The following is a 25178-nucleotide window of genomic DNA, read 5'->3' on the forward strand; positions in this document are numbered from 1 at the left end:
TCAACCTGGTTCGGGACGGGCCTCGCTTCATTCAACCATCCCGACCGAGAGGGAAACAGATGGAATCCGAGCAGGATTCGCAATCCACCGAGAAGATGTTGCGGCGGATTCGGGGGCTTTTTGCCAAGGCGGAAGGCACCGACAACGAGAAGGAGGCCGAGACGTTCCGGGCGAAAGCCTACGAACTGCTCACCAAACACAACCTCGACGAGATGAAAGTCCGCGCTTCCGGGCAGCACAACGCTGCCTCGGCGCGCGACGATCAGATCGTCGTGGTGCGTTTCGATCTCCCGCTGCGCTACCGGGAACAACGGATGACGTTGCTCGCTGCGGTGATGCGCCCGTTCTACAACAAGGACATCGACTGCGGTAGCGGGGTCGTGCGCTGTGTCGGGGTTCGGGCCCAGATCGAGAAGGCCCGCTTCCTCTACAGCCTGCTGCTGCCGCAGATGCTGTCGGCGACGAGCAAGTACGTCCCCGATGATCCGTTCGATCACTCGGCGGTGGTGCGGGAACGCAGCTCGTTCATGAACGGCTTCTCGACCACGGTCTACCAACGCCTGCTGAAGGCGGCGACCGATGCGATCAACGACGCCGGTGGCGGTGCCGCTGTGGCGGTGCGTGATCTGGTCAGCCGGGTCGACGCCGCGTTCGACGCCAGGTTCCCCAACAGGTCCAAAGGTGTCGCACACCGCCACGGCGGTGAGGGCTTCGCAGCAGGTGCCCGCAGCGGCAACGCCGCCGATGTCGGACACACCCGCCTCAACGGAAACCGCCAAGCATTGGGTTCCTGACCTGTACCCGAAGGCCCGACCCCCCGTCAGGGGGTCGGGCCTTCGGCCATTGAGCCACCGCGGCCCTGGAACCGGGGCTGTGGTCAAACCTGCCCACCGTTAGACGAGGTGGGCACTTGAGAAAGGGAATACCGAGAAGTGAACGATATCAACGAGGTTCAGGGCTGCCGGGTGGGTTTGGAGTTGACCTGCGCGGGTTGTGGTCAGGTCGTGTCCTGCCATCGGGAGGGATTCGACTACATCCTGCGCGAACTACTCGAACAGGCCGAACTCGGTTTCGGGCAGCTGCTCTCGGCGCTGGTCCTGTCCGGGTGGGACATCACCGTGCACCAGCTCGTGGTCGGTGACTTCCCGCGCGTGATCGTGATGGGCACGCCCGTCGACCGTGACGGTCGCGCGGACTTGACCAAGAGCGATGTCACCGCGATCTGGGAACGCCGCCCCGAAGGCTGGGTCGCCGGAACGAACACCACCGGCTTCCAGCGGATTTCCGGTGGCGCGTTCCGTCCGGAGTCCGCGCTCGAGCTGGCCGGACTGGTCACCCAATCCCCGGCCGTGTGGTCGCGGGTACCGGCGCGGCGCTGACCCGCCCGGCGGTGACCGACACCCTCTGACCCGACGGCGGTGGTGGTACCCGGCCTCCTTAGCCAGGGTCGGGCACCACCACCGCTCTCATGACCCGCCTCCCGGGGCGGGTACCCACCGCCGCGTCCCGGCCTGCTTAGCCCCAGGCCGGGACGCGGCTCCCTTTGTTCGCACAATTTTCTACGGGAGACAACACAATGAGTGATCCCTGCATCGTGGGCAGACTCGGCGGCAATGAAGCTACCGGGGTGTATGTCCACGTCGACGGAACACCACACACCATGCTCGAACGCCTCGGGCTGATCATGGCCCGCGACGGTATCGAAACCACCCTGACCACGCTCGCGTCCTGCCACTACGGGTGGACGTATCTGTGGCCCGAACTCGACGAAGGCGACGCCGAAACCAACCTCGGACTACCGATCCACAAAGGCCGAGTGGTCCAGGGCTACGGGTTCAGCTACACCCTCGGACCACGGATGAACAGCTACACCCTCACCGACGCACGCCAACATCCGATGATCGGGTGGGCGTACTTCATCGACCCAGCAGGCGGGGACGTGCACTGGTTCGACACCCGCCCCGGAGCGCCGGAGACCGCGCATGTGGTGACGGTTTGGAGCAGGGCATGAGCGCCGCCGACGAACCGTTGCCCGCAGGCACCTGGCGGCGTGACCGGATCCAGGGCGGGTGGCGGTACTGGACGACACTGTCGCGCCGCTACAGCGAACCCGACCAGTTCCGACCTGCGTTGATCACCGAGATCACCGAGATGCGCTGGTATCCGCCGAACCCTGCCGTCCTGCCGATGTGGCCAGGACTGGGTTTGGTGGAACTTATACGCACCGAGCAGTTCTCCGGCGTCGGCGGCCTCGGTGTCAGCGAGACCCCGCTGGAGTTCCCCGAGGACACCTACCTCGATGCCTACCTCGAACGAGGGACGGAGCCGATCTGGGCTACCTACAGCCTGCTGGGTATCAAACAGGTCCTGCGCGACGGCTGGCAGATGTCGTACTTTCTCGACAAAGGCGTCGATATCGGCGGTATCGCCATCGACATCGTCGCCGAGCAGCACCCGACCGATGTCAGCATGTTGTGCCTGCTGGAGCGCCACGACGAGTGCACCGGCACCTACAAGACACAGAGCTGGATACACCGCGAGCGCGTGCCCTGCCAGTGCAACTGTGGATGCCGGGAACGGTCACAGGGGCGCACCTCCGACGATCGAGTTGACCAGCTCGACCACGAAGGTCAGGACTTCGAGCCAGATGGGCAGGGTGGCACCGTAACTCATGAACAACCTCCAGAATCGGAGTAGCGGAAGGCGGTAGATACGACGAAACCCCCGGCGTCCTTGGACAATCCGGGGGCTTCTCTCGTCAACGCCACAGCGGCGGGGCTGTAGGCACACTACTGGCGCGGAACCGACGCTAGCTGTCCACAAACCCTTTGCGCAAGAGTGACTTTCGAACGCCATTACGGCACAGAACGGGTATTCGCGCCGGTCGTAGTCGAACGAAGTTCAGAGATAGACCGACGCGGGGCTCCCGAGGGTGATCCGCGCTCGCCGCCGTGGGGCTTGCCCAGGCGGCGCCGTGTCGGTAGTTCGGTCAGCAGCGAGGCTCGTACAGACCGCCGCAGTAGTACTTGTAGAGGTTGGGCTCGTCGGAGGCGGGCAGGGAATTGCCGATAGCCCCGCCGATCCCGGCGCCGATGAGACCGCCCGCGATCATTCCCACCGGAATCGTGATGATGGCGAGCACACCCATGCCGATCAAGCCGAACAGGCCCAGGAAGCTCCCCAGAACGAATCCGATGGTACCGCCGATGCCCGCCCCGATCTCGGTGTTGACCTGACGCTGGGAGACCCATTCGCCGATGGGCTTGGCGGTCAGGTGGGTGCCGGTTCGGTCAACGGTGGCGGAGAGCTCGACAGTGCCGTCGGAAGTGTTCGTCCGGAAGGGGATTTCGCCGATGCGCGCACCGGTTGCGTCGGAGACGGTGTAGCCGGTGTCGGTCGCGGTGAATCGACCGCCGTCCAGGTTGACCGTGACCTCCTTCAGATCGGAGGACTGAATGATGGTGAAGGCCACACCGTGGTCAGTGCCCTGAAGGGCGAATGGTCTCTCCTGCGGTGCCGCGGGCACGTCGGCGTGGGCGAATCCACTGGCGGTCACCGTGACTGCGGCAGTCATGACGGTGGCCACCGCGAACTTCGTGAGGTGCATGTGTGAGGTCTCTTTCTGACGCAAAGGGCTCGCGTCGGCACGCAATTGAACAATCCCCCGGTGCTGGAAACGAACCCGACCGCACCGGAACAGCATCAGGTTGGTTCACGATGTGGTGAACCGACAGACGATACACGTCAGCGACGCCTAACCGTGATCGGAGCACTGCCGCCCGCGACATTGCGGGCGACCCCGGCCGCGTCGTGCACATCCCGGCGCAAGTGCTCACCCGCCTCTACCTGAACAGCACGCCCGACGAGCAGGAAGCCACAGAAGCGATCCTCGGTCGCGACTTCATGGCCGAGCTGGTCGACCAGTTCGACCGGGCGACAGCGTGACCCGCCGCGACGTCGAGCACGCCGAGGAGGGCGAGACGCCGTTGTGGGCGTACGCCGAGAACCCGCGCGCCTACGACGCCGCCGAGCGTGGCGAGCTGCCCGCCGAAGCCCTCAGCTCACACGACCGCCGACTGCTGGTCCGCCAGTTCGTCGCCGACGGAATGACCGATATCGCGATAGCCCAGATCACCCGATGGACGCTGTACACCACGGCGCGGATCCGCGAGTCGATCGGTCTGGAACAGAACCAGCCCCGCAGGAGGGCCGCATGAGAATCCGAACCATCAAACCCGAGTTCTGGGTGTCTGAGGACATCGCCGTATTCGATTGGGATGTCCGACTGATCTTCGTCGGGCTCTGGTCCTACGTCGACGACAACGGTGTCGGCCGCGACAACGAAAAGTTGATCGTCGCCGACCTGTTCCCGCTCGAGGACGATCCTCGCGACACTCTCGCGAAAGTCTCGCGAGGGTTGCAGAAGCTCGAATCCGCTGGCCTCATCGTGCGGTACATCGCCGACGGCCGCCGTTTTCTGTTCATCACCAACTGGGGAAGGCATCAGCGCGTCGACAAGCCCAACAAGCCGCGCTATCCGCTCCCTACCAGCGACGATGTGCCCAATCGCGATAACGTCGCGACACTCTCGCGACATCCTCGCGAGATCCCCGCGCCTGGAACAGGGGAACAGAGGAACAGAGGAAAAAGAAGAGAGAGGGGCCGCGCAAGCGCCGCCCGCCCCCTCCAGTCGAACCGCTACCCCGAAGCCTCCGACGGCCAAACGCGGCACCGCCATCCCGGCCGACTGGATCCCCACCGAGCAGGAACGCCAGCGCCTCGCCGAACAGCACCCGACCATCGACCTCCGCGCCGAACACGAGAAGTTCGTGGACTACTGGCTGTCGAAAGGCGAAGCGCGCAAGGACTGGTCCGCCGCCTTCCGCAACTGGCTGCGCAAGGCCACCGAGTTCACGCCCAGCCGCCCCGGCCCGCGTCAGTCGCCGTCGCAGCCCCCGAACGGGCTCACACCAGCGGAGATGAAGTTCGCGCGCGCGAAGCCCTGAAGGACAACCCCAACCCGCAGGTGCTCGCCGCTGCGGATATTACCATGCCGCACAACGTGATTGGTGAACTCGACGTATGGGACTCGCTGCCCGCCATCGAGGCGTCATGATCCTCGTCATCGTCGAATCGCCGTACGCGGGCGACATCCTCGCCAACGAGGCGTATGCGCGCCGTGCCCTCGCCGACAGCCTCGCCCGTGGTGAAGCCCCGTTCGCCTCCCACCTGCTCTACACGCAGCCCGGCGTGCTCGACGACACCGATCCGGCCGAACGCGCCCAAGGCATCGCGGCCGGTTTCGCGTGGGGTGAGCGCGCCGAACTGACCGCCGTCTACGTCGACCGTGGTGTCACGCCCGGTATGGCGCAGGGCATCCGAGCCGCGCGAGCAGTCGGCCGCCCGGTGACATTCCGTTTCCTCGATACCGATCGGAGCTGACCGCAGTGACCCCGGATGAAGTGCTGATCCTGCTTCAGGTGGCGCAGTCGTACGACTCGCGCAACATCGACCGCCTGATGCAGACGGCATGGTTGGACGCCGCGAACCGGATGCGTTGGGAGCGGGACGCGGCGCTGGAGGCGATTCGCTCGCACTACGCGGTGTCGACGGACCGGATCATGCCTGCGCATGTGACGGCGCTGATTCGGACGATGCGTCCGGTGTCGTTCGCGCCGCAGTACCGGCCCGCGTTGTCGGCCGCGCCTCCCGCGTCGGAGGGAGGACGTTCGGCCGCGAGAGCGTTGTTCGCCTCTGCAGCCCGAACACAGGAACCACGGAACAGGCCCCTGCCGCGACGGAGACGGACGGAACTACTGCCGGATGGGGTCGAGGTTGGCCCGGAGCCGCAGAAGGCGCTTAGGGGCGATCTGGGGCGAATCGTTCGACAGCCGCAGAGTGGTCGGCGCGGTGAGGACTGAACGGCCTCAACGCGACGGAGCAGACGCCTTGGGTGGAGGGAACCCGGCTGGCCATCTCGTGTTCTGGTCGTACTCCGCGTTATTCATGCTCACGTCGGTCAGGTTCGCGTTGTCCAGGTTCGTGTTGTTCAGTTTCGCGCCGTTCAGGTCCGCGCCGTTCAGGTCCGCGTCGCTCAGGTCCGCGCCGTTCAGGTTCGCGCCGTTCAGTTCTGCGCCGTTCAGTTTTGTGCCGTTCAGGTCCGCGCCATTCAGTTCCGCGCCGTTCAGGTTCGCGCCGGTAAGGTTCGCGTTGGCCATGCTCGCGTTGTTCAGTTGCGCGTTGTACAGGTGCGCGTTGGTCATGCTCGCGCCGTTCAGTTCCGCGTTGTACAGGTTCGCGCCGGTAAGGTTCGCGTTGGTCATGCTCGCGTTGTTCAGTTGCGCGCCGTTCAGTTTTGCGCTGTTCAGTGTCGCGTCGTTCAGTTCTGCGTCGTTCAGTGTCGCGTCGTTCAGTTCCGCGTTGTTCAGTTTTGCGTCGTTCATGCTCGCGTTGTTCAGTTGCGCGCCGTTCAGTTTTGCGCCGTTCAGGTTCGCGCCGTTCAGTTCTGCGCCGTTCAGTTTTGTGCCGTTCAGCCTCGCGCCGGTAAGGTTCGCGTCGGCCAGTTTCGCGCCAAACAGATACGCGTCGTTCAGTTTTGCAAAGTTCAGTTCCGCGCCGCTCAGGTCCGTGTTGTTCAGTGTCGCGCCGTTCAGGTTCGCGCCGTTCAGTTCTGCGCCGTTCAGTTCTGTGCCGTTCAGGTTCGCGTTGTTCAGTGTCGCGCCGTTCAGTTTTGTGCCGTTCAGGTTCGCGTTGTTCAGGTCCGCGCCGTTCAGCTGCGCGCCGTTCAGTTCCGCGCCGTTCAGGTCCGCGCCGGATAGTGTCGCGCCGTTCAGGTTCGCGCCGTCTAACGCAACGTCGGTGAGGGCGAGATTATCAAGGTTGCAGTCTGGCAGCGACACGCTGTGGAGGCTGATGGACGTGGATATCCAAGACTTCGGATCAGCGCGCGGTCGGAGACGGCGTTCGCTGAGAATGCGCACGATGGTTTGCCGGATCTCGCGTTCGGCCAGATCAGGTTTCTCCGGGTCGTCGCTCTCAGGGAACGGGACACGTAAGTACCACTGGAGCAGGTTGATGCACACCTGCCTTTCGTCGTCTTCGCCGAACGCGTGCCAGTCGTCTGCAAGCGCCGTCAAGGCGTACACGCCTGCTTGGCGGATCGCGGCGGACTCGTTGGCGATCTGGGTTGCGATCGACGTGTAGCGGTCGCGCAAAGCTGACTCTCGCTCATGCCGTGAGTCGATCTTGTGATGGGCTTCCGCCTGTTCCCGACTGCGTTGGCCGGTCAGATATGCCAGCGTTCCCGCAGCGAGCACGCCGGTCCCGCCGATGATCGTCGCGAGCGGTTGACCGAACGACGTCGGAACCCCGGAAACGACTGCCGCGCTGAACCCTGCGGTCACGGCACCGCCCACGGTGGCGGCGATGCTGGGCCAGAACCATCGGCCGCGCCCCGGAACGAGTTCGCCGCCTGCCTTCTCCCCTTCAGACATGGGAAGACGGTACAACGCTGGCGATCTCGGAGTATCTACGATCTGGCGAATTCTGGGGCAGTCGCGGAACAAGGTGTGCGACAACGACTGACGGCACCGATTCGCCTCACCTGCCTCGCGCGCCGATGGCAGGATTGTCGGCTGTGATCCTCACATGGCTGGCGCAGGCACCGGCACCCGCTGAGACGGCGGTCGAGACGTCCTGGGCGTGGAAAGACCTCGGCCCTTCGCTGTTGCGATGGGTACGCTATGCGCTGCGGTCATCGCTGGCCTATTCCTGCGCCGAAACCTGTGGAAGACGCCGTATGACCGGCTGGAACTGCTGAGCAAAGCACGCGCCGACTGGCCCGAGGAAGATCCGGAAGGGCTCGCCTCGCTCAACCGGTCGATTGCCTTCGCGCTGGAGCAGATCCGCAGGAACGAGGGCGGCAAAGCGCACCCCGCCACGACGCTGGTCATGCGGGAGGCGGTAGCGCAGGCGCTTCGAGTTGACCGCAGAAACGCAATCCTGATATTTGCGGCCAGCCCGTTGGTAAGCGCCGCCTTGTGCGGATCGCTGTATGCAGCCGTCGGACCAACCACCGAGTTGGCCCCTTTAATCGGTGCGGGCGTCCTGATGTGGCTGGGCGCGGGCGGCGTACTCTTGCGTTACTACGGAGTGGAAATCCTGTTTGGAATTGATCCTGACCGCCGATAACGCTCAATTATCGGAGGTCAGAAATCGCCTCTGCCGCAGGTGGATCCACGCCGTCGCAGCTGGTCGGAACCTTCACGACGCGCGCCTCTCGCGCCCGCTTCTCACACGCGCATTCCGGTTCGTCCAATGGCGGATCATGCACCAGTTTCCCGCATTCGCATTCGCGGGTCCGGCGACCTGTTCGACCCGGAGCGATGCACGCCACCCAGCCCGCGAGGACGGGCCGCAGGCGATGCCCGCCCGCGAGGCAGAACACCGGGTGCGGCTCGACCCAGCCGTCCGGGGTCTCGACGAGAGTGCGACGCGGGACGACAACCCCGCCGACCTCGAATCTCTGTTCCCGCATCCCTCTATTCTAGAACGTCTGTTCGATCAACTCGCGGTGCTGGGTCGGCGCGATTCAGCCGCGCGCGGATGGCCGCTACAAGCGCCTTGAGCAGTGTCCACAGCAGGCCGAGAGCGAAGAACAGGACGAAGACAGCGGCACCAAAGCAGAGAAGGAGCAGGACTGTTTGAACTTGATCTGACACAGATGGAACCCTAGAGCGAAGGGTGTCGGCCGACAGGGTCCATCGGAAACCGCCACACCCGCGACGACCCATCCCCCGACGGCACCAGAGCCACAGTCATCCCGGCCCGCGTGAGGAACTGCTCAGCCGGTCGCCCCCCTCGATCGTCGATCAGAGGCACCCCGCCCCACCGGCACGCCTGGCCGTCACTGCGAGGATGCGCACCGATGCAGCCGCCCACCACCGGAGCCAACTGCACGCACACATCCCGGTCGAGACAGCGGACGTGAGTCAGCCGCCCGTGCGGATCCCCGCCCTCAGTTCGGAACGTCATGCACGCGGTCACAGTCACCGCGGCTGTACCCGGCCCCGGCCGCGTCACCGTCGACCATCCCAGCCGTGCCCGTCCCAGCGCGGGTCAACCCACCGGTACCCGTCCCAGTGCCGCCCGTCCCTGTGCGGTTCCTCGCCCGCGTTCTGGTGGGCGACGCGGGTCACGATGTCATCGACGGTCGGCCCCTTCTTCCGTTCCGGCCAGACGCACCACAGCAGCACCAGCAGCGGCACGCCGATACACACCGCGTACCCGAAGACAGCCGCCCACCCTGTGACGTTCACAGCGACCCCGCCCCGTCCGCAGAGGGCCGCGTATGGCCGCGCCCATATCCGACGTACCAGCGCGTGTCGTCGACGCTGTGCAGGTCCGCGACACCGGTCACGGCGCGTTCGTGGCCGTGCACATGCGCGAAGTCCTCGACGATGATCGCGTGCGCGCCGAGACCGTGGGACCGCTCCAACAGCCGGAATATCCAACCGGTTTCGCCAGGGTCGAACGTGAACACGTCGACGATCGTCAGATCATGGCGCGCAGCAACCTCGTCGAGCACGGGGAGCAGCGCCCCGACGTCGCCGGTCAGATCCGAACTGACCACTCCAACAGCCTTCACGGGGCACGCCTCCAGTCGAGTTGAGCGGCCCCGCCGCCGAGGACATTCACCCCCGCCCGAGCCCTGGGAGAGGGGCGCACCGGATGAGGGGAACGGTGCGAAGTCGACCCGACGACGCGGCCTGATCCCAGACTCTCGACCGCGTGCACTTCGCACCAGCGCGGAAAACACACGCGCCCGATACGCTTTCGACACGGGCAGTTCCGGGCGAGGTCAGGGGGATAGATGATCGTCAAGACATGGACAGCCGTTGAAGTTCGGGCACTGCGCGTCGCAGCACTGCGCATGACCCGCGAGCAGTTGGCCGACGTGCTCGGCTGGGGTGCGTCGACCATCCAGAAGTGGGAGCACGGCGCAACCCGGTCGATCTCCGGTGACCGGGCCGACGCGCTGGACAAGACGCTGGCCGATCTGACCCCGGTCCAGCTGGAACGGTTTACAGACGCCTTGACGGAAGCGAGAGCGACGCAGGGCGTGCACCCTGGAGTCACGGTCGCCACGCTCGCGGCCGAAGAGGAGGACGACGATATGCGACGCAGAACATTCGGCACCCTCGCCGTCGCTGCCGCCGCGACGACCCTCGCCCCGGCCGCCCGTATCGGCCGCGCCGACGTCGCCCGACTGGAGGCGATCAGCGCCCAGTTGGAGTCTGACCTCCAGCGGCAGGGCGGCGCGGCACTCGTTGACGGAGCGGTCGCCGCCCTGGACTACGGCCTGGCCCTCGTCGACGGTGCGACGTTCGACGGCACCACCGGCCGAGCGCTCATGTCCGCTGTCGGCAACCTCGCCACCCAGACGGGTTGGCTCGCCTACGACGCCGACCGTCACGGCCTCGCCCGCCGATGCTTCACCGAGGCGCTGTCGCTGGCGGGCACTGTCGACGACGATTGGCTGACCGCGAACGCCTGCCTGACCGCCGCACTGCAACCGGTCGCCCTCGCCCGCAACGGCATCGGCTCAGCCTCCCGCGCCCTGCCGCTGGTGGCGCGCGCGGCTGACGCGATGCGCCGACAGGCACCCTCGCGCATTCATGCCCTGATCGCGACGCGGGAAGCAGCCGCGTACGGCGTCATGGGCGACGCCGACGGATTCGGTCGAGCCATCTCTACCGCGTGGCGCGAACTCGACCGCGCGGAACTGTACGAGCCGGTCGACGACTGCCCGCAATGGCTGCGGTTCGTGACACCGCAGGAGATCCGAGGACATGAGGCGCGCGGCTGCGCGGACGTCGGCCGCAGCCGGGCCGCGCTCGGCCTGTACGAGGTCGCCATCACCGAGCACGCGAGCCCGAGCAACGCCGCGAACATGGGTGCCTGGGCCGCGTCGGCACGCGCGCAGATCGGCGATCTGGACGGCGCGCTGGCGCAAGCTCTGCCGGTCCTGAAGCAACTCGAATCCGCAGTGACTTCACCCCGCACCCTGAAGGCTCTGACCCCAGTTCGTGAGGCGCTGCGGGCAGTGCCAGCCGCTGCCGACTTCTGTGCACGATTCGACGCTCTCGACGCCCGAGGAAGTGTGTCCGCATGATCGAGTTCCGCAGGTACAACCACACCGAGGCCCGCGAGATCCGCACGCAGGTGCTCGACGTCTTCACCCGGTCCTATGTCGTCGCGATCGAGTCCGGCGATCCGTTCGACTCACCCAAGGCGTTCGCGGAACGGTTCGACGCCTACACACGCGGCCCCGGTTTCGACCTGCTCGTCGCCTACATCTCTGGCACCGCTGTCGGTCAGGCGTGGGGCTGGCCGCTCTCGCCCGCGTCCGGGTGGTGGGGTGGGCTGAAGCTCGACGACCCGGCCGCAGACCATGCCGCATTCACCACGGAGGACGGGACGCGCACATTCGCGCTGTCCGAGATCATGGTGGACGCCGAGCACGCGGGACGCGGGTACGCGCGGGCTCTGCATGACGAGTTGCTGCGCGCCCGGACCGAGACGCGCGGGACTCTCCTGGTCGAGCCGGACAACGAACAGGCCTACGCGAAGTATCGCCGTTGGGGCTGGTCGCGGGTCGGAACTCTCACCCCGCATTGGGATCACGCGCCGACCCTGGATGTGTTGGTTCGGCCGCTGGGGTAGGGGCCCACATCGTGCGGCACGAATTGCACACGGTCCGCGATGCTGTCTGGAGCGCGGATTGGCCCAAGAGTTCCGTACTCAGTTGAGCCGACGAACATTTGTTGCCCACAGTGGTGTAGGGACGGCGACTTCGACCTGACGCTAAGAGGCGCGAATGAGGTCGATTATCGGTCCGAGTTCGGTGTTCTGCACGAACGTCTCGATGCGGTCACCGGAAGGTGGTAGGTAGGGGCGGTATTCCGCGACGGCGAAGACATAGGTCCACGCTCGCAATCGAATCGGGTCGAGGAGTGGGTGGGCGGCGAGTTGATCCAATCGCTCTTCGATCGTGGATGGTCCGTCTTGAATCGCTACCCAGAGTGCGGCTTCGGCGTTGAGGTCACCTACTGCTCCCAGTGGATCGATGGTCTGCCAGTGCGCCTGTCCGAGGAGGATGTTCTTGGCTTGGAGGTCTGCGTGGAGGACGACCGGTGTGCGTGTGGTCGCGAGAAGTAGGTCGAGTACGTGCTGTGCCTCGGCCAGCCGGTCGGGTGCGCCGAATCGGGCCATTGCTGTCGCGTAAGCGGGGTCGATGAAGCGTTGACGCGCCCAGTCCATTCGCATGGCTGTCACTTCGGCCAGATCACGCAACTGGGGTAGGTCGGCGAGTCCGCGGTGGTGCAGTCGGTTGAGTAGTTCGCCGAACCGAGCGGATTCGACGTCTTCCCCGCCCGGCCAGGCGATATCGCCGGGTTCGATCCTGGTCATGAGGAAGACACCGCTGTCGGGATTTCGTTCGAGGATGGACGGTGTCGCACCGGTCTGTCCCCATCGCTCCAGCAAACGCATTTCTGTGGTGCCTGATTGTTCGTCGACGGGGATCTTGAGGACCGCGGCTTTTCCTTGACTGGTCGTGCAGTACACGCAGCACGACATAGCTCCGCTGTCGGCGACACGGTCCAGTTCGAGTTTCCACCGTTGAGCGTAGCGAGTCAGGCGTTCGGGGAGTGCGTCGAGCCAGGCTCGGCCGTCCTGGTCGCCTCGCAGGAAAATGATGGCCTTTTCGAGGCGGTCGGGGATGGGAGGGGCGATCATCGGTTGGGCACCTCCGCGAGTCGGTCTAGGAGTCGATCGATGTCGGTGTGGTCGTTGTAGATGTGCGTGGATATCCGTAGCAGAGTTCGGCCGGCTGGTGAGGTTCCGACCCACACTCGTACCCCGGCGGGTCCGAGGGTCGACTTCACGTCGGCGACGGTCGCTCGGTCGAAGAGGAACGATCGCATCCTCGGCGCCCGGTATTGCGATGTCGCTACGGGGTGTATGTCGAGTTGGGACAGCGCCGAGGTGATCTCGTCGGCGAGTGTCCGGCAGGTGTCGAATCGCCCGCTGTCGTGCCATTGGCTCCATTGTTCGATCGCCGCGGTTATGCACAGTCGAGGCGCGGGATCGAAGGTGCCGGGCCAGGAGAATCGCTCGATGAGATCGCGGGAGTGCCATGTGAGCGAGACCTCGGGTGGGCGAATCAGCTCGATGAGTGTCGGTGTGAGCCAGAGGAATCCGAGCGGGCGCGCGGTCGGCAGCCATTTGTGCAGAGTTCCGAACGCCGCGACAACTCCGGGCAACGCGGGTGCCAGTTCGACGTGGCCTGGCCCGTGTGCCGCGTCCAGCACAACTTGGCCTCCCCTGGTCCTGGACCATTCCGAAATCGGGTCGACAGGTATGCACAGCGCGGCCGATGAGGAGACCAAGCTCATCTGGAGATACCGGATATCGGTCGTTATGCGGGCGTCCAATTCGGCGAGGAGTTCCTCGACTCCGGGAAAAGGTAGCGCAACCTCGACAACATGACAGCGCGCACCGACGCGAGCGCATGCCACCTTCCATGCCTCGACAACTGACGAGTACTCGGTATCGAGCACGACGACCGTGTCGGTGGAACGCAGCGGCAGGGAGCCGATGATCGCTGCGGCTCCGGAGGTGGCGTTCGAGCACAGGGCGATTCGTTGGAAATCGAGCCCCAAGAACGTCGCCACCTCCGCGACGCTGCGGCGGAGCAGATCACGCAGTTCTGCGCCGAGGAATCTGGTCGGATCGGATTCGATGTGCCGCCGTACCTTCTCGGCTTCGCTCGCGACCCGGCGCGAGGTGATGCCATAAGAGGCGTGGTTGAGCTGCACCAGATCCGGGTCGAGGAAGAAATCCTCGTAGGCGCAGGGATTCACGAGGCGACGCCGTCGTTGCTTCGTACCGCCCGCAGTTGCGGCAGGCTCGGTACGTCGAATCGGAAGATCGCGTCGGCGGCGTGCGCGTCCTCGGGTGCCACGTGGAATTCGGTGATGGCGAAACCCACTGGATCCCAGTCACGTGACCTGGCGTCCAACACGCGCAGGTTGTTCGCGAGTCGTGTTCGTCGCTCGGGAGAGAGAAATTCTGTCAGGCACACATCCCGCAGGTGCGCGAGCAGCCGCTGTCCGGCGATCGCGCCGTGCACTGCTTCCAGTTCGTGGATCTGACAAGCCAGGGTGGCTTCGGCCCGTCCCAGCGAACCGGGAATGACGAGGTCGACATATTGGGCGAAAGCCTCGGCGGCTTCGGGGTAACGATGTTGTAGAGCGTGCACTCTGCTCGAGTCACGCAGGTGGGGCGGGTTCTCGCTGGCGACTCCGCTGTTGCCCGACATGCGAGCCAATTCATCGAGCAGTTCCCGGGATCGGCCCAGTTCCAGGCACGCCATGGTCTTCTTGCTCAGCCAGTGCAGTGCCTCGTACTCGGCGTAAGGGTGTCCGGTCGAGCGGGCGGCTTCGATCGATCGAGTGAGCCATTGCTCGGCGCTGGCCGAATCGTAGGCCGCCAGGTGGGCCAGGCCTCGATGCCCGAACGCCCTGGATCGCACTTCCGCGTTGACGGTGAGAGTCGCGACCCTCTCACACAGGTCGATGCACAGTGCGGCGTCCTGCACCGGGCCACAGAGTGCGACCTCTGCCCGGAGCATGGTCGCTTCGGCGAGGATCTCATCGGCACCGATATAGGTCGCGACGAGTTGATCCAGTACGTGGACGGTTTCGTCCCAACGGCCGGTCATGCGCAGGTTGCGCGCCCACAGCAGTCGGAAACGAGCTTCGTCTTCACCGGTGGCCACCGCCGACGCGAGGTGGGTCAGGGCGGCCGCGCAGGCGTCGGTGGCCCCCAGGTGTTCGCCTTGGGCGGACAGAGATTCGGCCAGTAGCGCGAAGTTCTCGAACGAAGGTGCGTGCTCGACCGCGATCCTGGCCAGGTCGCATGCTTTGGACACCGCACCGAGCGCGAATTGCCGACGCGCCGCGACCGACGCCAGCGCCCCGGCTTTCACCCTGTCCCGCGCGGCCGCGGCGACCGCGGCCGCGCGCACATGCGTTTCGTCGTCCCAGTCCGGTTCGGATTCCAGTATTTCCAGCAGACGGGCGTGGTGGCGCCGCCACCGCGGCGCGTTCGATGCGCCGCGTTCACGCAGGATCTGCGCGAACAGGGGGTGGTGGATCAGATATCGGTCGTGAGCCCCGCGTGGTTCGGCTGGGCGGACCAGCCGGTGTTCCTCGAACAGCACATGCAGACGTTCGTACACGTCATCGACGTCCACGCGCGCGAGGCGGGCGAGGTACTCGACTTCGAAGCTGTATCCGACCAGTGCCGCGATCTCGAGCAATCGCTGATCCGCGCCGTCGAGATAGGAAAGTCGCTCCTCCAGAACGGCGGTGATCTGCTGCGGCGCCTTGCCGTGCGCCTGATCACCCAATCGCACCAGCGACTCGGCGAACAAGGGATTGCCCGCGCTCAGCCGCACGATTCTCGACACGATGTGCGGCGCCACCGGACCTTCCCCAGCCGCTTGGCGGATCAACTGCTCTGTGTCGGCGTTCGACAACCGCGGAAGGTCGATCAGCACCGTCTCGGGCCGGTATCGGCACAGGCGCAGCACAGCACGCTGCAAGGGATGTGTCTGCTCGCCCGAATGTAGATGGTCGGGGCGATAGGCCAGCACCATGATCAACGGCCCGTCGACGCGCAGCGCCATGGTGGTCAACAGATCGATCGTGGCGGTATCGGCCCAGTGCAGGTCATCGAGCACGAGCAGGACGGGTCCGGCGGACACGAGATCCTCGACGAGACGGAGCAATTGATCGAGTCTGCTGTCGATCTCGGATGAACCTCGCCCCGACGCCGCGTAAGCCTGACCGGTCCGTACTCCGGCGGCGAGCAAGTGCCCCACGACGGGAACCGATTCGATCCAGTCCGGCGCGTGCTGCCGAAACGAGGACGCCACCCGCCCCAGCCGTCCCGCTCCCGAGCGCTCCGCCGACGAGGTCAACGATCGTAGGCACTCGCGAACAGCCTGAAACGAGTCCGAGGCAAGCGAATTCAACATCGCCTGCCCATACCCCGACAGCAATCCGGTCCCGTGGTGGCGTTGAACTGCTCGATACGCGAAGTTCTGAAGCAGGCTCGTCTTGCCGACCCCTGCCTCACCCCGCAGAACGAACACCGCGCTGCTCTGTGACGCGACGGCGCTGTCGACATGCTCGAGCAACATCGCCAGTTCGTCGGTCCGATCGACCAGCGCAGGTGGCTCAACCAACCGTGACACGCATCCCCCTACCGATGTCGGCTGTGCACTAGGAGGATTCTAGATGATCGAGTCCAGGGGGCGCCGGTGCTCCACGCCGCCACACACCACATCGCCCACGACCGCCTCGTGTCCGATAGGCAGTGAAATTTGCTGCACACCAGACAATTTGACGAGGATATTCGGGACGTCCTGGATCATGGCGATGGTATCGTCGGCGCTGAGGATCCGAGGTGGCGGCGGGCTCGGCGCTGGTCGCTGGTTCGCCCATAGGTAACCTGCAACAGAATTCTGAGTCGGGCCGAGGCCCAGCGGTCCGCGACGCTTTCCGGAGTGGGCCACAGCCATTCGACATTGCCCTGCGCATCCATATCAGCTATTCGGCACCGCGGCCGCTGGGGCTGGGAGCCAGTACGCAGGAGCCCCAGAAATGACCATGATGTCACCGTCGGCTCGGGTAGCGCTGTTGTCAACTGTTCCAGCCCTGAGTGTTTCGACGTTCGTAGTACGCGTCGTCAGCAGCCTGGATTTCGTCCTCGCTCATCTGACCTCGCGGTTCTGGCTTCTTGCGGTCGTGATCGCCCCGGAGTTCTTCGATCCCGGCCCGCAGGCGCGGGTCCACGCCCTGGAGGAGTTGTTCGACTTTCGTCGCGGCGTCGGCGCGAGCACGGCGGTGACAATCGAGCAGCGCGCTGCTCAGTTGGGTGGAGGACCATTGCATCGCGCCGGGCGCGATCTGTAGCGAGGTGATCTCGCCGGTGACGTCGACTTCCACGGTGAGGCCGCGAATCTCACTGCGCCCTCGAATCTTCGACGCGGCATCGGTGAGTTTCACTGTGCTGGCGCGTATTTCGTCGAGCTGGTGTTGTAGTTGTCGTTCCCAGTCCGACAGATTGGTCATGGGGCTGTGTCGGAGTCGTCGAGCAGGTCCGCGAACACTGCTCGGATGTGCGGTTTGTTGCTGACGCTCGCGATGCGGGACAGCGGTGAACTGCCCTGTCGGTTTTCGATGGTCGGATCCCCGCCCCGGTCACGCAGTAGTGCGATCACTTCGGGGCTGGTCCAAGGGCTGCGGACCGCATACATGAGCGGGGTGTTGCCTTCGTCGTCGCGGGCGTTGACTTCGGCACCGGCGTCCAGCAGTACCCGCACGGTTTGGACTCCGTCGTATTGGGCGGCACCGTGTAGCGGTGTGACTCCAGCGTTGTCGCGGTCGTTGGGGTCTTGTCCGCCTGCGATCAGTTCGGCCACCTGATCGTGGGTGGTGCCGCTGCTGTCGGCGGCGGCGTAGTGCAGCGGGGTCCGGCCGCCCTCGTCGCGTGCGATGGCGGGTTGCTTGTCCTTTTTCTTCCACATAGCCGGTGTCCCCTTGTTCTACTTCGGCATTTCGTTGCGGTGGCTGGAGTTGCCGGGCCGGTCCTCGATCCGGAAGTGTTTGGGATCGTTGTAGTAGTCGCAGTATTCCTTCCATGTCATCGGGGGGTTGCGCCGCAGCGCCTCATCACGCAGTCGCCAGTTCTCGTGCCCGTAGATGTGCCCGTATTGCGGGGTGCCGTCGACAGGATATTTCACGCCGTTGGCGCCCAGGTAGTAGTCGCCTTTCGCGTCCTTGGGCAGCGCGGTGATCGCGGCGTCGTCGTACTTGCCCGTGACCGGGATCAGCACTTTGTCGTCAGTGGCGCTGATGTAGTACTCCCGCCCGTTCACCGTCGTCGTATCGGTGGCGGCATTCACGGTGTCTTTGGTCGATTTACGCAGATACGGGCGTCGCGCCAGCAGGTTCAGGTCGAACTGGGACAGCGGATTGACCATCCCGAGCGATTCCGCGGTCAACAGACTCGCTTGCGAGGTGATCAGTGGCGTGAGTTCTTCGATCGACCGGAGGAACGCACCACTGGCGGCGATCACCGGCAACCCGGACGTTTCCGCGGTCAACGCCAACGCACGGATAGTGGCCGCGATCCGCGATCCCACGACCGCGGCGCGGGCGGCGAGCGCTCCATTGCCGGCGAAGATCGAGAGACCGAAGGTGAACTCGGCCGCCGCCAACGAGACAGCTTCCCCCGCGACCCAGAGCGCGGCGAAGGAACCGAGTTCCTTCAGGATCTTCTCGTGGGCGTCGGTGACGGCGATGGAGTAGTCGACACATCCGTGCGCCAGGGTCATGAACTGCGCGGCCAGGGCCTTGCCCTGAGTTTCGAGCAGGGTGATCTGGTCGAGGATCTGTTGGACCTCGGGGGTTTGCTGATTTCCGATCGCGTCGCGGGCGGGCTGGAAGTTCAAGTGGGTGTTGAGTTGCTCGGCGCACCAACTCCATCCGGTCCCGGCATCGGCGAGGGTATCGGTCTTGGCGTTGGGCCATACCTCGCCCTGGACATAGTCGACGATCTTGTCCCACCACGACGGTGTCCCCGAATCTCCTCCGTACAGGTTCGGGATCTCGGGGCGTTTCATCCACTCCAACGACCCCGGCGGGAACGCGATGTCATCGGGTGCGCCACCGATCACCGATAGCTGGTTGGCGTTGGCGTGATTGGCTGCGGTCGCCTGCAGCAGATCGTGCATCTGTCCGATCGCGATCACATACGACACCGCTGCGTCGACGGCGTCCTGGGCGACCGGGTCGTAGTTCGACGACCATTTCGTGCCGATCCGGTCGGTGCCCGCGCATCCACCACAGATCTGCAATCGCGCGAACAGGGTGTTCATGTCTGCGCGGGCGTAGAGCCAGTTGTTCTTGATCGACTCCGCGGCTTGGCGCAATTCGTTCGGTGTGACGATGACCGGTGTCATCAGGGCCACATCTTCTGATTCACACTGATCGCGGTGCTGTAGTTCGTGTGTGCGCGGCGAGCCACTTCCTTGAGTTCGTCGAGGTTTTCGGCCATCTCGTCCACGCCCAGCGCCCATTGCTCGTGCGCGGCGCGTTGCGCGGTCGCTGCCTCGCTCGACCAGCTCAGGTGTAGTTCGGCGATATGGCGGTCGACCTCGCCCAACCAGTCCCCCACGTCACGACCGAACTGCTCCATCGTGGTGATCGCGGCATCGAGTTGTTCGAGATCCACCCGGAATCGGTCATCGCCGGTCATGGCAAATCCAGGCTGCTCAGCCCGGTGAAGGCGCCGCTGTTGGTCGAGTCGCGCAGCTCGTACTGATTGGCGGCCTCGGCCAGGGATGTCGCCGAGGTTTCCAGTGCCGCGATGACTTTCTCGGCACCGGCCTTCCACTCCACCCATGACTCGTCGTAGGCGCTGGCTGCTGCTCCTTGCCAGCCGTCGGCGAGTAGTTCTTTGCCGATGGTGTCGTCGAGTTGCGTCAGCTGATCTCGAATGACCTGCGCCTTGCCTGCGGTGAACCTGGCCGCCTCACGAAGCCGATCGACCTCGACGTGGAGTTCGTCGGACACACCCATCCCTCTCCCCCTCGCGGTGCAGATCGCCCATGAACTATAGGACGCGGCATCCGGCGAATCGGTTCCCGCACACACGCGGTCGACCTACCGCCTGTGATACCTGCGAGTGCCGCTAGGCACGCCGGTCAGCCTCTGGCAAGTCGGTCGCAGACCCGATACCGGCGTACACGAGATCTCAATACGCTGCGACTATCGGCCCGTGCCGCGTCCACCGGTAGATCGAGGTCTCGCAGGTCAGGTGTTCGGTTCGAATCGGCACCACCGTCGACATGTCAGGAGTCAATCATGTTCAGTTCATGCGCATCCGTCACAAGTCGTGCATTCGCACGCGGCACTGCCCGAGCCGTCGTGGCAGCGTCCGCTTTCGCGATGATCGCCACAGGATTGAGTGGCGTCGCCGTCGCGGGACCGCAACATCATGGAACCAACCCCTCGGCTGGGCCGGACTTCTGCAATCAGAACGGCTACCTGGCCGCCACCCGCCCGATCGAAACCGAGCTCGGGCAGGTCGTCACCTATGTCGATGTCTACTACTCCAACAGTTGCCAGACGAACTGGATCCGAGTCCGAGAGAACCCTGCCGGAGGAGCCACGATCAAAACGATCTGGGCCGACGGACAGCCTGGCCCGTTCACCGAACAGGACAACGGATCGGACTCCAGTTACAGCATGCAGGTCTACGCGCCAGGGACGACATGTATCCATTTCCAGGTGCATCTGAAATACCCCGACGGCCGACACTTCGCCGAAACCTACAGCGCTGGAGCGAATTCCGAGACCATCTGCGGCCCCTAGGCAGGCGGCATCGGAGCCTCGCCGGGTATGTCGGCTGCGCTATTCCACTACCCCGGCGGGTATTTCGCAGCCGAGGACGGCGGCGAGGAGCCGGTAGACCTCCGGTGCCCAGCGGGTGTGGCACGACAGACACACGCAGCCCGCGGCGCTGATCTGGAGTGCGGATTGGCGCACGTATTCGCCGGTGCTGTCGGGTCGGTGCACCGTCTGTGTCCCACACGAGGGACAGGCCGCGACCAGTTCCCACCGTCGTACCGGTTCGATCAGTGCTTTACCGGCCATCGCCCAGTGCTCGAGATCGTCGACGCACCAGGCGATGGCTTCGTGGTCCTCGGGTGCCCAGGTGTGGGCGGCGAGGAGATTGAGACGGCGCACGGTCTCGGGTTGCTCGTCGTCGGGGCCGGGGTCGGGCCACCAGGCGGCGACGGTGGTGTCGACGGTGGTGATCCAGTCCAGGCCCTCGACCCAGGCCGGCGGGAGGCTGCGCGGGCGCAGGGTGCCGCCGGTTCCGGTGCGGGCGGCGAGTTCGGCGCGGATCTCGGCGTATACCGATTCGCGGTAGCCCGAACGGGTTTCGCCTTCGGTGTCGGTGTGGGAGTCGAGGCGGTGGCCGATGAGTGCGTGGACGGCGTCCTCGAGTTCGCGGGAGAGCGCTGGCGGCCGGTGGGTGGCGGTCATGGGCGTGGGTCCGCGGGTAGAGGTGCGACGGAAACCATTTCTCTACTGTAGCGCGCATCAGTAGACATACTGTTGGTGGTGGGTAAAGGTCGCTCAGACCGCGGGGCAGAATTGCTCCGCGAGCCTCCACAGCTGACCGCCCTGGATGCGAGCGGCGTGGCTGATCAGGCTCGATAGCAGGCGTACGGCTTGTTCTTCGTTGCTGTCGTAGAACAGTTTTCGCGCCTGCGTGTGGGGCAGGGCGAGCAGTTCTTGGGCGAGCATGGGCACGATGCGGGTTCGGCCTTCGTAGCGGACGAATTCCCCGATCCCGGTCCATTGCGCACCGGCGAGGGTGACGGTCCATCCGGCGATGTTGTAGGCGGTGCCGTCGGGGCGGATCTCGCGCCAATGGGTGTGGTCGTGCAGGTGCGGGTGGGCGTGTAGAGCCGCGAGCACTTTACGGGCGAGGGGCAGGTTCAATACTGGGGACACTGGGAGATCTCCTGGACACGGCGAAGCCCGTTCCCGGCTGTGGTCTGCCGGGTCGGATGCGCGCGGCGCGGCGGCAGCGTGTGGCTGCGCGTGGCACCGTTTCGATAGTCGATTCTGGAGGGCGGGACCGGCCAGAAATCTGAGGGGGCCTGATCCCGAACAGAAAATCGTAAACGTGAGATCCGTTATAGAGGAAGGGTTTCCGGCCAAGAGTTCGCTGTGGTGTCCGACACGATCGCAGGGGTTCGGCTATCCGTTTGCTGCGGTCCTGGACACGCTGACCAGAGCAGCTGCCCGGTCCGGGTTCTGGGTGAGCAGCACACGTTTGGCTTCCACCTCGACGAATGTCCAGCCGCCGTCGGTGTTCCGCAGTCGCAGCCGGGCCGTGGTCGGTGCGGTGTGCAGGTCACGGGCCATGGCGCGGGCGGTGGGAATGTCGTCGGGATGCAGGGCGGGATTGCGGTCGGGATCGTCGGACAGTTCCCACGCGATGCCCGGCATCGGGGCACCGAGCCAATGATGAGCGGTGAGGGTGTCCAGGTCGACCAAGGCGTGATGGATGCCGGGCACCGACAGTTCGGCCTCCAACGCAGCGCGGGAGAACGTCAACGCTGGCGCCGGTGCGGGGATATCGCGGCCTTCGCTGATATCGATCATCAGGCCGCGGGCGAATCGTTGCCCGTCCACGATCGCGCCGCGAGCGCAGAAGTGCACGTCACGGCGCACGCCGTCGTCACGCAGGATCTGCCAGATGTCGTGGTAAACAGTGTGTTCGTCGGCTTCGGCAGCCAAGGCCAACACCGTGCCCTGATCCTCGGCATACGCCATCCACCGCATCGCCGACGCGCGGCTGATCTCCGGGCGTCGCCGGTCGGGGGCGACAGCGTGTAGGTCGTAGGTCTCCTCGGTGAGCAGGGCGGTCATCGCGTCGAGATTCCAGTCGAACGCACTCGAGCGCGGAGCCTCGGGCACATGGGTATCGGGGCTGCCGGTCCAGATCCGCACCCCGTGGATGTCGCCCGCGAGGTTGCGTACCGGCTCGGCGACGAAGTGCGTGTGCCGATCGGCGCAGTTCTCCTCCCACGCGTGCCCGGTCTCGCGGACCTTGACGGTCAACCGCCGCGCAGCCTGCAACGTCGGGTTCCGCAGGACACGGTCGAGTAGTTGCAGGCGTTGAGGTTTGCGCCCGATGGCCAGCACGGTCGGTTCGTCGCGCATGCATTCGATCAACAGCCATTCCCCCCACATGCGAACCAACGCTAATAGGAAACGGAGGGCTCGGCACCGGTTAGAAGACCGAACGGTGCCGAACCTCACGCTCATAGATACTGGTCAATCACTGACGGTCTGACCGGTGACCCGAGTGACCATCTCGCTCGGGTCGATATGCCCGTCGACCTGATAGCGGCCTCGCATGTGGTCATCGATCTCGATGACGACGCCGTGGGGGTCGATCGCGGACCGGTAGCCTTCGGCGTCGCTCCCGTCATCCAGCAGGGTCAGCATCAGGCCACCGAGCAGGAAGGTGCCACCGTATCGGGGTTGCGCGGTACCGGGCGGGTGGTAGCGGAACAGGACCGTGCACGGTCCTGTGTCTTCCTCCTCAGGTTGGTGCATGACCACGACGTGATCTGTTCCCCGCCACGTACTCCCGAGCCGGAACGCGTGAATCACCGCCCGATACGGCAACGGGTCCGGGAACTCGATCGCGCTCGTCGTCCTCGGCGCCGGAAACGGGTCGGGGTCGGGTGGGGTGTCCTCGGGCAGTGTGACGAGCTGGATTTCGACGATATCGAGGGTGAGGTCGAAGCCGGCGCGCTCGAGGCGCACTTGCAGGGGTTCGATCGGGCCCTCGACGGTGGAGCCGGGGCAGATGATCTCGCTGGTGTCGGTGGCGTAGTCGTAGGCGTCCACATCGCGTTCACAGTCGGCGCACCCGCAGTAGCTCTGCCGCAACAGAACCAGGTTGCGGCGAATCGGCAGCGCGTGCCACTCGTCGATGCAATTCGGGCATTCCTCGGGCCGCGGGGACTGTGGCTCGATCGGGTTCTCGGCTTCGGCGGCGAGGGCGTCGATGCGGTCGGTGAGGGCCTGGTCAGGAGTTTTGTTGTACTCGTATGTCATCAGCGGATTCCGAGTTCGTCCAGGCGATCCTGCACGGCGCGCGCGGCGTGGTCGGGATCGGTGTGTACGGCTTGCAGATGGCGGATGCGCCCGGCCTGATCGCAGTAGGCGATGCGGGCCTGCCAGCGCTGCGGCTGCCCGGTATAGGCGGGCGGCCGGTCGATGAGGATCTCGGCCGACGCGGTACCGGGTGTGAGCACGTCGAGGCTCATCGGGCACCGCCGACGCCGGGGATACGCAGATCAGCGAAGGCGACTGCGTCGCACCAGCAGCGCCCGCGGCCTTCCTCGACCTGGACGACGTTGAGCCACAGGAGGTCCTGCGCCCATACACCGAGTCCGACGAAGCACATGACAGTGCTTGCCGCGCTGAGTGCGTAGGCGTCGTGCTCGGCGAGCGTGTCGGGGTCCGCGCCGAGGTCGAGCAGGGCGCGCCCGAGCAGGCGCGAGCCGCGCCAGGCCCCGGTGTCGTCGCGTACGACGTAGCGGTCCCCGTGCGGGTGCTCGCCACCGGTGGGCGTGGTGGCCTCCGGCATGGCCATAGCGAGTGCGCGCACGCGGTCCACCAAGGCGGTGGCGGTGATGACAGTGGCGGTCACAGCTGCCCCCGACCGATGCGACCGATCACATCGGCGAGGTCGTCGATGCTGTTGGAGCCCAGGAACAGCGCACCAGCCTGAACATGGCTCAGACCCAGGCGCCGTTCGGCGTACTCGTGCGCATGCAACCGCAGACCGGTCGCGAGGTCGACCGCGGTGGTCAGATCCCACTCCAGGCGTACAGGCGGCCTCACCGTGTCGTCGGTCAGGTGGCGGGTACGCAAGGTCATCGTGTCGTAGGCCCAATCGACATCCGGGTCGAGTTGCACGACCCAACCCGCGAAGCACAACGCCGTACGGCAGACCGGTGCACCGTTGTCCGCGTGGACGACCTCCTCGACATCGACGGTGCGGTAGAACGTCTGATCCCACGACAGGCCCGGATGACGCGGATGGTCGGGCAGGTCGGCGATCGTGGTCAACACCCGCAGCGCGAAACGGGTATCGGGGACCAGGCGGCGGATCATGACCGCACCCCCGCCCGCGACACCAACTCAGCACCGAGCAGTCGCCCCGCCGAAAGCAGCCGCACCGGCCGCTGCGGAACCCAGGTGGCCCGGCAGCACGGGCAGTAGGCGGTACGCCGGTTCTGTCCATCGATGACGGTCAGACCGGGTTCGAGGGCCGAGGCCGGGCAGGCCGGGCAACGGCGCTGCGCCAACGGCCGAACCAGGCTGGTGACCAGCCGGGACGTGTCCAACTCCCCGGAAACCGCGATCGGATCATGGTCTTCCGGGCAGTGCAATTCCAGGACGATTCTCATTCGTCATCTCCCGTAGAAAGCGATATTCAAT

At 65.3% G+C, this 25178-nt stretch carries 32 protein-coding genes; 12 read left to right on the forward strand and 20 right to left on the reverse strand.

The features are described from left to right. Positions 1-59 precede the first annotated feature (59 nt). The 4 genes from DAT37_RS05390 to DAT37_RS05405 all read left to right on the forward strand — a co-directional run bounded on the left by DAT37_RS05390 (position 60) and on the right by DAT37_RS05405 (position 2697). A complete protein-coding gene (locus DAT37_RS05390) occupies positions 60-794 on the forward strand; it encodes a DUF2786 domain-containing protein (protein ID WP_109523579.1) in 735 nt (244 codons plus the stop codon). A 138-nt stretch (positions 795-932) separates the two neighbouring features. Next, positions 933-1379, forward strand: a complete 447-nt coding sequence (locus tag DAT37_RS05395) for a hypothetical protein (protein ID WP_109523580.1) — start codon at positions 933-935, stop codon at positions 1377-1379. Positions 1380-1576: 197 nt separating this feature from the next. Next, entirely contained in the window at positions 1577-2011 is a 435-nt protein-coding gene (locus DAT37_RS05400) for a hypothetical protein (protein ID WP_109523581.1), read from the forward strand. Continuing rightward, complete coding sequence (locus DAT37_RS05405; protein ID WP_109523582.1) at positions 2008-2697, forward strand: hypothetical protein; 690 nt, start codon at positions 2008-2010, stop codon at positions 2695-2697. The genes DAT37_RS05400 and DAT37_RS05405 overlap by 4 nt, the downstream gene beginning before the upstream one ends. A gap of 292 nt (positions 2698-2989) precedes the next feature. On the opposite strand, the gene DAT37_RS05410 is transcribed toward DAT37_RS05405, so the two are convergent. After that, positions 2990-3607, reverse strand: a complete 618-nt coding sequence (locus DAT37_RS05410) for a hypothetical protein (protein ID WP_109523583.1) — start codon at positions 3605-3607, stop codon at positions 2990-2992. A 334-nt stretch (positions 3608-3941) separates the two neighbouring features. On the opposite strand from DAT37_RS05410, the gene DAT37_RS05415 reads away from it, so the two are divergent. The 4 genes from DAT37_RS05415 to DAT37_RS05425 all read left to right on the forward strand — a co-directional run bounded on the left by DAT37_RS05415 (position 3942) and on the right by DAT37_RS05425 (position 5921). Further along, the gene (locus DAT37_RS05415; protein ID WP_109523584.1) at positions 3942-4217 is read left to right on the forward strand and encodes a hypothetical protein; all 276 of its coding nucleotides are present in this window, start codon (positions 3942-3944) and stop codon (positions 4215-4217) included. Between the two features lie 339 nt (positions 4218-4556). Further along, a complete protein-coding gene (locus DAT37_RS46350; protein ID WP_157978291.1) occupies positions 4557-5006 on the forward strand; it encodes a DnaT-like ssDNA-binding domain-containing protein in 450 nt (149 codons plus the stop codon). 106 nt (positions 5007-5112) lie between these two features. After that, positions 5113-5442, forward strand: coding sequence for a DUF7768 domain-containing protein (locus DAT37_RS05420; RefSeq protein WP_109523585.1), 330 nt, complete (start codon positions 5113-5115; stop codon positions 5440-5442). Between the two features lie 5 nt (positions 5443-5447). Continuing rightward, complete coding sequence (locus DAT37_RS05425; protein ID WP_109523586.1) at positions 5448-5921, forward strand: hypothetical protein; 474 nt, start codon at positions 5448-5450, stop codon at positions 5919-5921. A gap of 6 nt (positions 5922-5927) precedes the next feature. On the opposite strand, the gene DAT37_RS05430 is transcribed toward DAT37_RS05425, so the two are convergent. After that, on the reverse strand, positions 5928-7493 hold the full coding sequence (locus tag DAT37_RS05430; RefSeq protein WP_109523587.1) for a pentapeptide repeat-containing protein: 1566 nt from the start codon (positions 7491-7493) through the stop codon (positions 5928-5930). Between the two features lie 238 nt (positions 7494-7731). On the opposite strand from DAT37_RS05430, the gene DAT37_RS05435 reads away from it, so the two are divergent. Next, on the forward strand, positions 7732-8190 hold the full coding sequence (locus DAT37_RS05435; RefSeq protein ID WP_109523588.1) for a hypothetical protein: 459 nt from the start codon (positions 7732-7734) through the stop codon (positions 8188-8190). A gap of 887 nt (positions 8191-9077) precedes the next feature. Here DAT37_RS05435 and DAT37_RS05445 read toward each other — a convergent pair. Both DAT37_RS05445 and DAT37_RS05450 read right to left on the reverse strand, forming a co-directional pair. Continuing rightward, positions 9078-9317, reverse strand: coding sequence for a hypothetical protein (locus DAT37_RS05445; protein WP_109523590.1), 240 nt, complete (start codon positions 9315-9317; stop codon positions 9078-9080). Further along, positions 9314-9646 (reverse strand): hypothetical protein, encoded by a 333-nt coding sequence (locus DAT37_RS05450; RefSeq protein ID WP_157978292.1) that lies wholly within the window; start codon positions 9644-9646, stop codon positions 9314-9316. The genes DAT37_RS05445 and DAT37_RS05450 overlap by 4 nt, the downstream gene beginning before the upstream one ends. A 225-nt stretch (positions 9647-9871) precedes the next feature. On the opposite strand from DAT37_RS05450, the gene DAT37_RS05455 reads away from it, so the two are divergent. Together DAT37_RS05455 and DAT37_RS05460 are read left to right on the forward strand one after the other, a co-directional pair. Continuing rightward, positions 9872-11173, forward strand: coding sequence for a helix-turn-helix domain-containing protein (locus DAT37_RS05455; RefSeq protein WP_109523592.1), 1302 nt, complete (start codon positions 9872-9874; stop codon positions 11171-11173). Beyond that, positions 11170-11724, forward strand: coding sequence for a GNAT family N-acetyltransferase (locus DAT37_RS05460; RefSeq protein ID WP_109523593.1), 555 nt, complete (start codon positions 11170-11172; stop codon positions 11722-11724). Before DAT37_RS05455 ends, DAT37_RS05460 begins: the two co-directional genes overlap by 4 nt. A gap of 141 nt (positions 11725-11865) precedes the next feature. On the opposite strand, the gene DAT37_RS05465 is transcribed toward DAT37_RS05460, so the two are convergent. The 8 genes from DAT37_RS05465 to DAT37_RS05500 form a co-directional block, all read right to left on the reverse strand. After that, complete coding sequence (locus tag DAT37_RS05465) at positions 11866-12798, reverse strand: aminoglycoside phosphotransferase family protein (RefSeq protein ID WP_109523594.1); 933 nt, start codon at positions 12796-12798, stop codon at positions 11866-11868. Further along, on the reverse strand, positions 12795-13925 hold the full coding sequence (locus tag DAT37_RS05470; protein WP_157978293.1) for an aminotransferase class V-fold PLP-dependent enzyme: 1131 nt from the start codon (positions 13923-13925) through the stop codon (positions 12795-12797). The genes DAT37_RS05465 and DAT37_RS05470 overlap by 4 nt, the downstream gene beginning before the upstream one ends. Next, a complete protein-coding gene (locus DAT37_RS05475) occupies positions 13922-16315 on the reverse strand; it encodes an ATP-binding protein (RefSeq protein ID WP_109523596.1) in 2394 nt (797 codons plus the stop codon). The genes DAT37_RS05470 and DAT37_RS05475 overlap by 4 nt, the downstream gene beginning before the upstream one ends. Before the next feature lie 457 nt (positions 16316-16772). Further along, complete coding sequence (locus DAT37_RS05480) at positions 16773-17204, reverse strand: hypothetical protein (RefSeq protein ID WP_109523597.1); 432 nt, start codon at positions 17202-17204, stop codon at positions 16773-16775. Continuing rightward, positions 17201-17659, reverse strand: a complete 459-nt coding sequence (locus DAT37_RS05485; RefSeq protein WP_109523598.1) for an ankyrin repeat domain-containing protein — start codon at positions 17657-17659, stop codon at positions 17201-17203. The genes DAT37_RS05480 and DAT37_RS05485 overlap by 4 nt, the downstream gene beginning before the upstream one ends. An 18-nt stretch (positions 17660-17677) precedes the next feature. Continuing rightward, complete coding sequence (locus DAT37_RS05490) at positions 17678-19096, reverse strand: HNH/ENDO VII family nuclease (protein ID WP_157978294.1); 1419 nt, start codon at positions 19094-19096, stop codon at positions 17678-17680. Further along, the gene (locus DAT37_RS05495; protein ID WP_109523600.1) at positions 19096-19392 is read right to left on the reverse strand and encodes a WXG100 family type VII secretion target; all 297 of its coding nucleotides are present in this window, start codon (positions 19390-19392) and stop codon (positions 19096-19098) included. The genes DAT37_RS05490 and DAT37_RS05495 overlap by 1 nt, the downstream gene beginning before the upstream one ends. Continuing rightward, complete coding sequence (locus DAT37_RS05500; protein WP_109523954.1) at positions 19389-19709, reverse strand: WXG100 family type VII secretion target; 321 nt, start codon at positions 19707-19709, stop codon at positions 19389-19391. The genes DAT37_RS05495 and DAT37_RS05500 overlap by 4 nt, the downstream gene beginning before the upstream one ends. A gap of 375 nt (positions 19710-20084) precedes the next feature. Between DAT37_RS05500 and DAT37_RS05505 the strand changes: the two genes are divergently transcribed. Beyond that, positions 20085-20510 (forward strand): DUF2690 domain-containing protein, encoded by a 426-nt coding sequence (locus tag DAT37_RS05505; RefSeq protein WP_157978295.1) that lies wholly within the window; start codon positions 20085-20087, stop codon positions 20508-20510. A gap of 39 nt (positions 20511-20549) precedes the next feature. Here DAT37_RS05505 and DAT37_RS05510 read toward each other — a convergent pair whose 3' ends face one another. The 8 genes from DAT37_RS05510 to DAT37_RS05545 all read right to left on the reverse strand — a co-directional run bounded on the left by DAT37_RS05510 (position 20550) and on the right by DAT37_RS05545 (position 25147). After that, positions 20550-21188 (reverse strand): DUF7341 domain-containing protein, encoded by a 639-nt coding sequence (locus tag DAT37_RS05510; protein WP_109523602.1) that lies wholly within the window; start codon positions 21186-21188, stop codon positions 20550-20552. 93 nt (positions 21189-21281) lie between these two features. Continuing rightward, a complete protein-coding gene (locus DAT37_RS05515; RefSeq protein ID WP_157978296.1) occupies positions 21282-21662 on the reverse strand; it encodes a hypothetical protein in 381 nt (126 codons plus the stop codon). Positions 21663-21911: 249 nt separating this feature from the next. Then, positions 21912-22910 (reverse strand): GAF domain-containing protein, encoded by a 999-nt coding sequence (locus DAT37_RS05520; protein WP_109523604.1) that lies wholly within the window; start codon positions 22908-22910, stop codon positions 21912-21914. Positions 22911-22994: 84 nt separating this feature from the next. Continuing rightward, complete coding sequence (locus DAT37_RS05525; protein WP_109523605.1) at positions 22995-23786, reverse strand: hypothetical protein; 792 nt, start codon at positions 23784-23786, stop codon at positions 22995-22997. Then, positions 23786-23998, reverse strand: a complete 213-nt coding sequence (locus DAT37_RS05530; RefSeq protein ID WP_109523606.1) for a hypothetical protein — start codon at positions 23996-23998, stop codon at positions 23786-23788. The genes DAT37_RS05525 and DAT37_RS05530 overlap by 1 nt, the downstream gene beginning before the upstream one ends. After that, positions 23995-24384, reverse strand: coding sequence for a hypothetical protein (locus DAT37_RS05535; RefSeq protein ID WP_109523607.1), 390 nt, complete (start codon positions 24382-24384; stop codon positions 23995-23997). Before DAT37_RS05535 ends, DAT37_RS05530 begins: the two co-directional genes overlap by 4 nt. Beyond that, positions 24381-24851: a hypothetical protein gene (locus tag DAT37_RS05540; RefSeq protein ID WP_109523608.1), complete on the reverse strand. Its 471-nt coding sequence runs from the start codon at positions 24849-24851 to the stop codon at positions 24381-24383. The genes DAT37_RS05535 and DAT37_RS05540 overlap by 4 nt, the downstream gene beginning before the upstream one ends. Next, positions 24848-25147 carry a hypothetical protein gene (locus DAT37_RS05545; RefSeq protein WP_109523609.1) on the reverse strand — a complete coding sequence of 100 codons (300 nt, stop codon included), beginning with the start codon at positions 25145-25147 and terminating at the stop codon, positions 24848-24850. The genes DAT37_RS05540 and DAT37_RS05545 overlap by 4 nt, the downstream gene beginning before the upstream one ends. Between the last annotated feature and the right edge of the window lie 31 nt (positions 25148-25178).

This window comes from Nocardia aurea, from assembly GCF_003123685.1.
GTDB lineage: Bacteria > Actinomycetota > Actinomycetes > Mycobacteriales > Mycobacteriaceae > Nocardia > Nocardia aurea.

Bases quoted from the DNA above. Each gene is read 5' to 3' on its own strand.
- DAT37_RS05390 (WP_109523579.1), top strand. From the start codon at position 60: ATGGAATCCGAGCAGGATTCGCAATCCACCGAGAAGATGTTGCGGCGG.
- DAT37_RS05400 (WP_109523581.1), top strand. From the start codon at position 1,577: ATGAGTGATCCCTGCATCGTGGGCAGACTCGGCGGCAATGAAGCTACC.
- DAT37_RS05405 (WP_109523582.1), top strand. From the start codon at position 2,008: ATGAGCGCCGCCGACGAACCGTTGCCCGCAGGCACCTGGCGGCGTGAC.
- DAT37_RS05410 (WP_109523583.1), bottom strand. From the start codon at position 3,607: ATGCACCTCACGAAGTTCGCGGTGGCCACCGTCATGACTGCCGCAGTC.
- DAT37_RS46350 (WP_157978291.1), top strand. From the start codon at position 4,557: ATGTGCCCAATCGCGATAACGTCGCGACACTCTCGCGACATCCTCGCG.
- DAT37_RS05420 (WP_109523585.1), top strand. From the start codon at position 5,113: ATGATCCTCGTCATCGTCGAATCGCCGTACGCGGGCGACATCCTCGCC.
- DAT37_RS05430 (WP_109523587.1), bottom strand. From the start codon at position 7,493: ATGTCTGAAGGGGAGAAGGCAGGCGGCGAACTCGTTCCGGGGCGCGGC.
- DAT37_RS05435 (WP_109523588.1), top strand. From the start codon at position 7,732: ATGGGTACGCTATGCGCTGCGGTCATCGCTGGCCTATTCCTGCGCCGA.
- DAT37_RS05455 (WP_109523592.1), top strand. From the start codon at position 9,872: ATGATCGTCAAGACATGGACAGCCGTTGAAGTTCGGGCACTGCGCGTC.
- DAT37_RS05460 (WP_109523593.1), top strand. From the start codon at position 11,170: ATGATCGAGTTCCGCAGGTACAACCACACCGAGGCCCGCGAGATCCGC.
- DAT37_RS05465 (WP_109523594.1), bottom strand. From the start codon at position 12,798: ATGATCGCCCCTCCCATCCCCGACCGCCTCGAAAAGGCCATCATTTTC.
- DAT37_RS05480 (WP_109523597.1), bottom strand. From the start codon at position 17,204: ATGACCAATCTGTCGGACTGGGAACGACAACTACAACACCAGCTCGAC.
- DAT37_RS05485 (WP_109523598.1), bottom strand. From the start codon at position 17,659: ATGTGGAAGAAAAAGGACAAGCAACCCGCCATCGCACGCGACGAGGGC.
- DAT37_RS05490 (WP_157978294.1), bottom strand. From the start codon at position 19,096: ATGACACCGGTCATCGTCACACCGAACGAATTGCGCCAAGCCGCGGAG.
- DAT37_RS05495 (WP_109523600.1), bottom strand. From the start codon at position 19,392: ATGACCGGCGATGACCGATTCCGGGTGGATCTCGAACAACTCGATGCC.
- DAT37_RS05505 (WP_157978295.1), top strand. From the start codon at position 20,085: ATGATCGCCACAGGATTGAGTGGCGTCGCCGTCGCGGGACCGCAACAT.
- DAT37_RS05510 (WP_109523602.1), bottom strand. From the start codon at position 21,188: ATGACCGCCACCCACCGGCCGCCAGCGCTCTCCCGCGAACTCGAGGAC.
- DAT37_RS05520 (WP_109523604.1), bottom strand. From the start codon at position 22,910: ATGTGGGGGGAATGGCTGTTGATCGAATGCATGCGCGACGAACCGACC.
- DAT37_RS05525 (WP_109523605.1), bottom strand. From the start codon at position 23,786: ATGACATACGAGTACAACAAAACTCCTGACCAGGCCCTCACCGACCGC.
- DAT37_RS05530 (WP_109523606.1), bottom strand. From the start codon at position 23,998: ATGAGCCTCGACGTGCTCACACCCGGTACCGCGTCGGCCGAGATCCTC.
- DAT37_RS05540 (WP_109523608.1), bottom strand. From the start codon at position 24,851: ATGATCCGCCGCCTGGTCCCCGATACCCGTTTCGCGCTGCGGGTGTTG.
- DAT37_RS05545 (WP_109523609.1), bottom strand. From the start codon at position 25,147: ATGAGAATCGTCCTGGAATTGCACTGCCCGGAAGACCATGATCCGATC.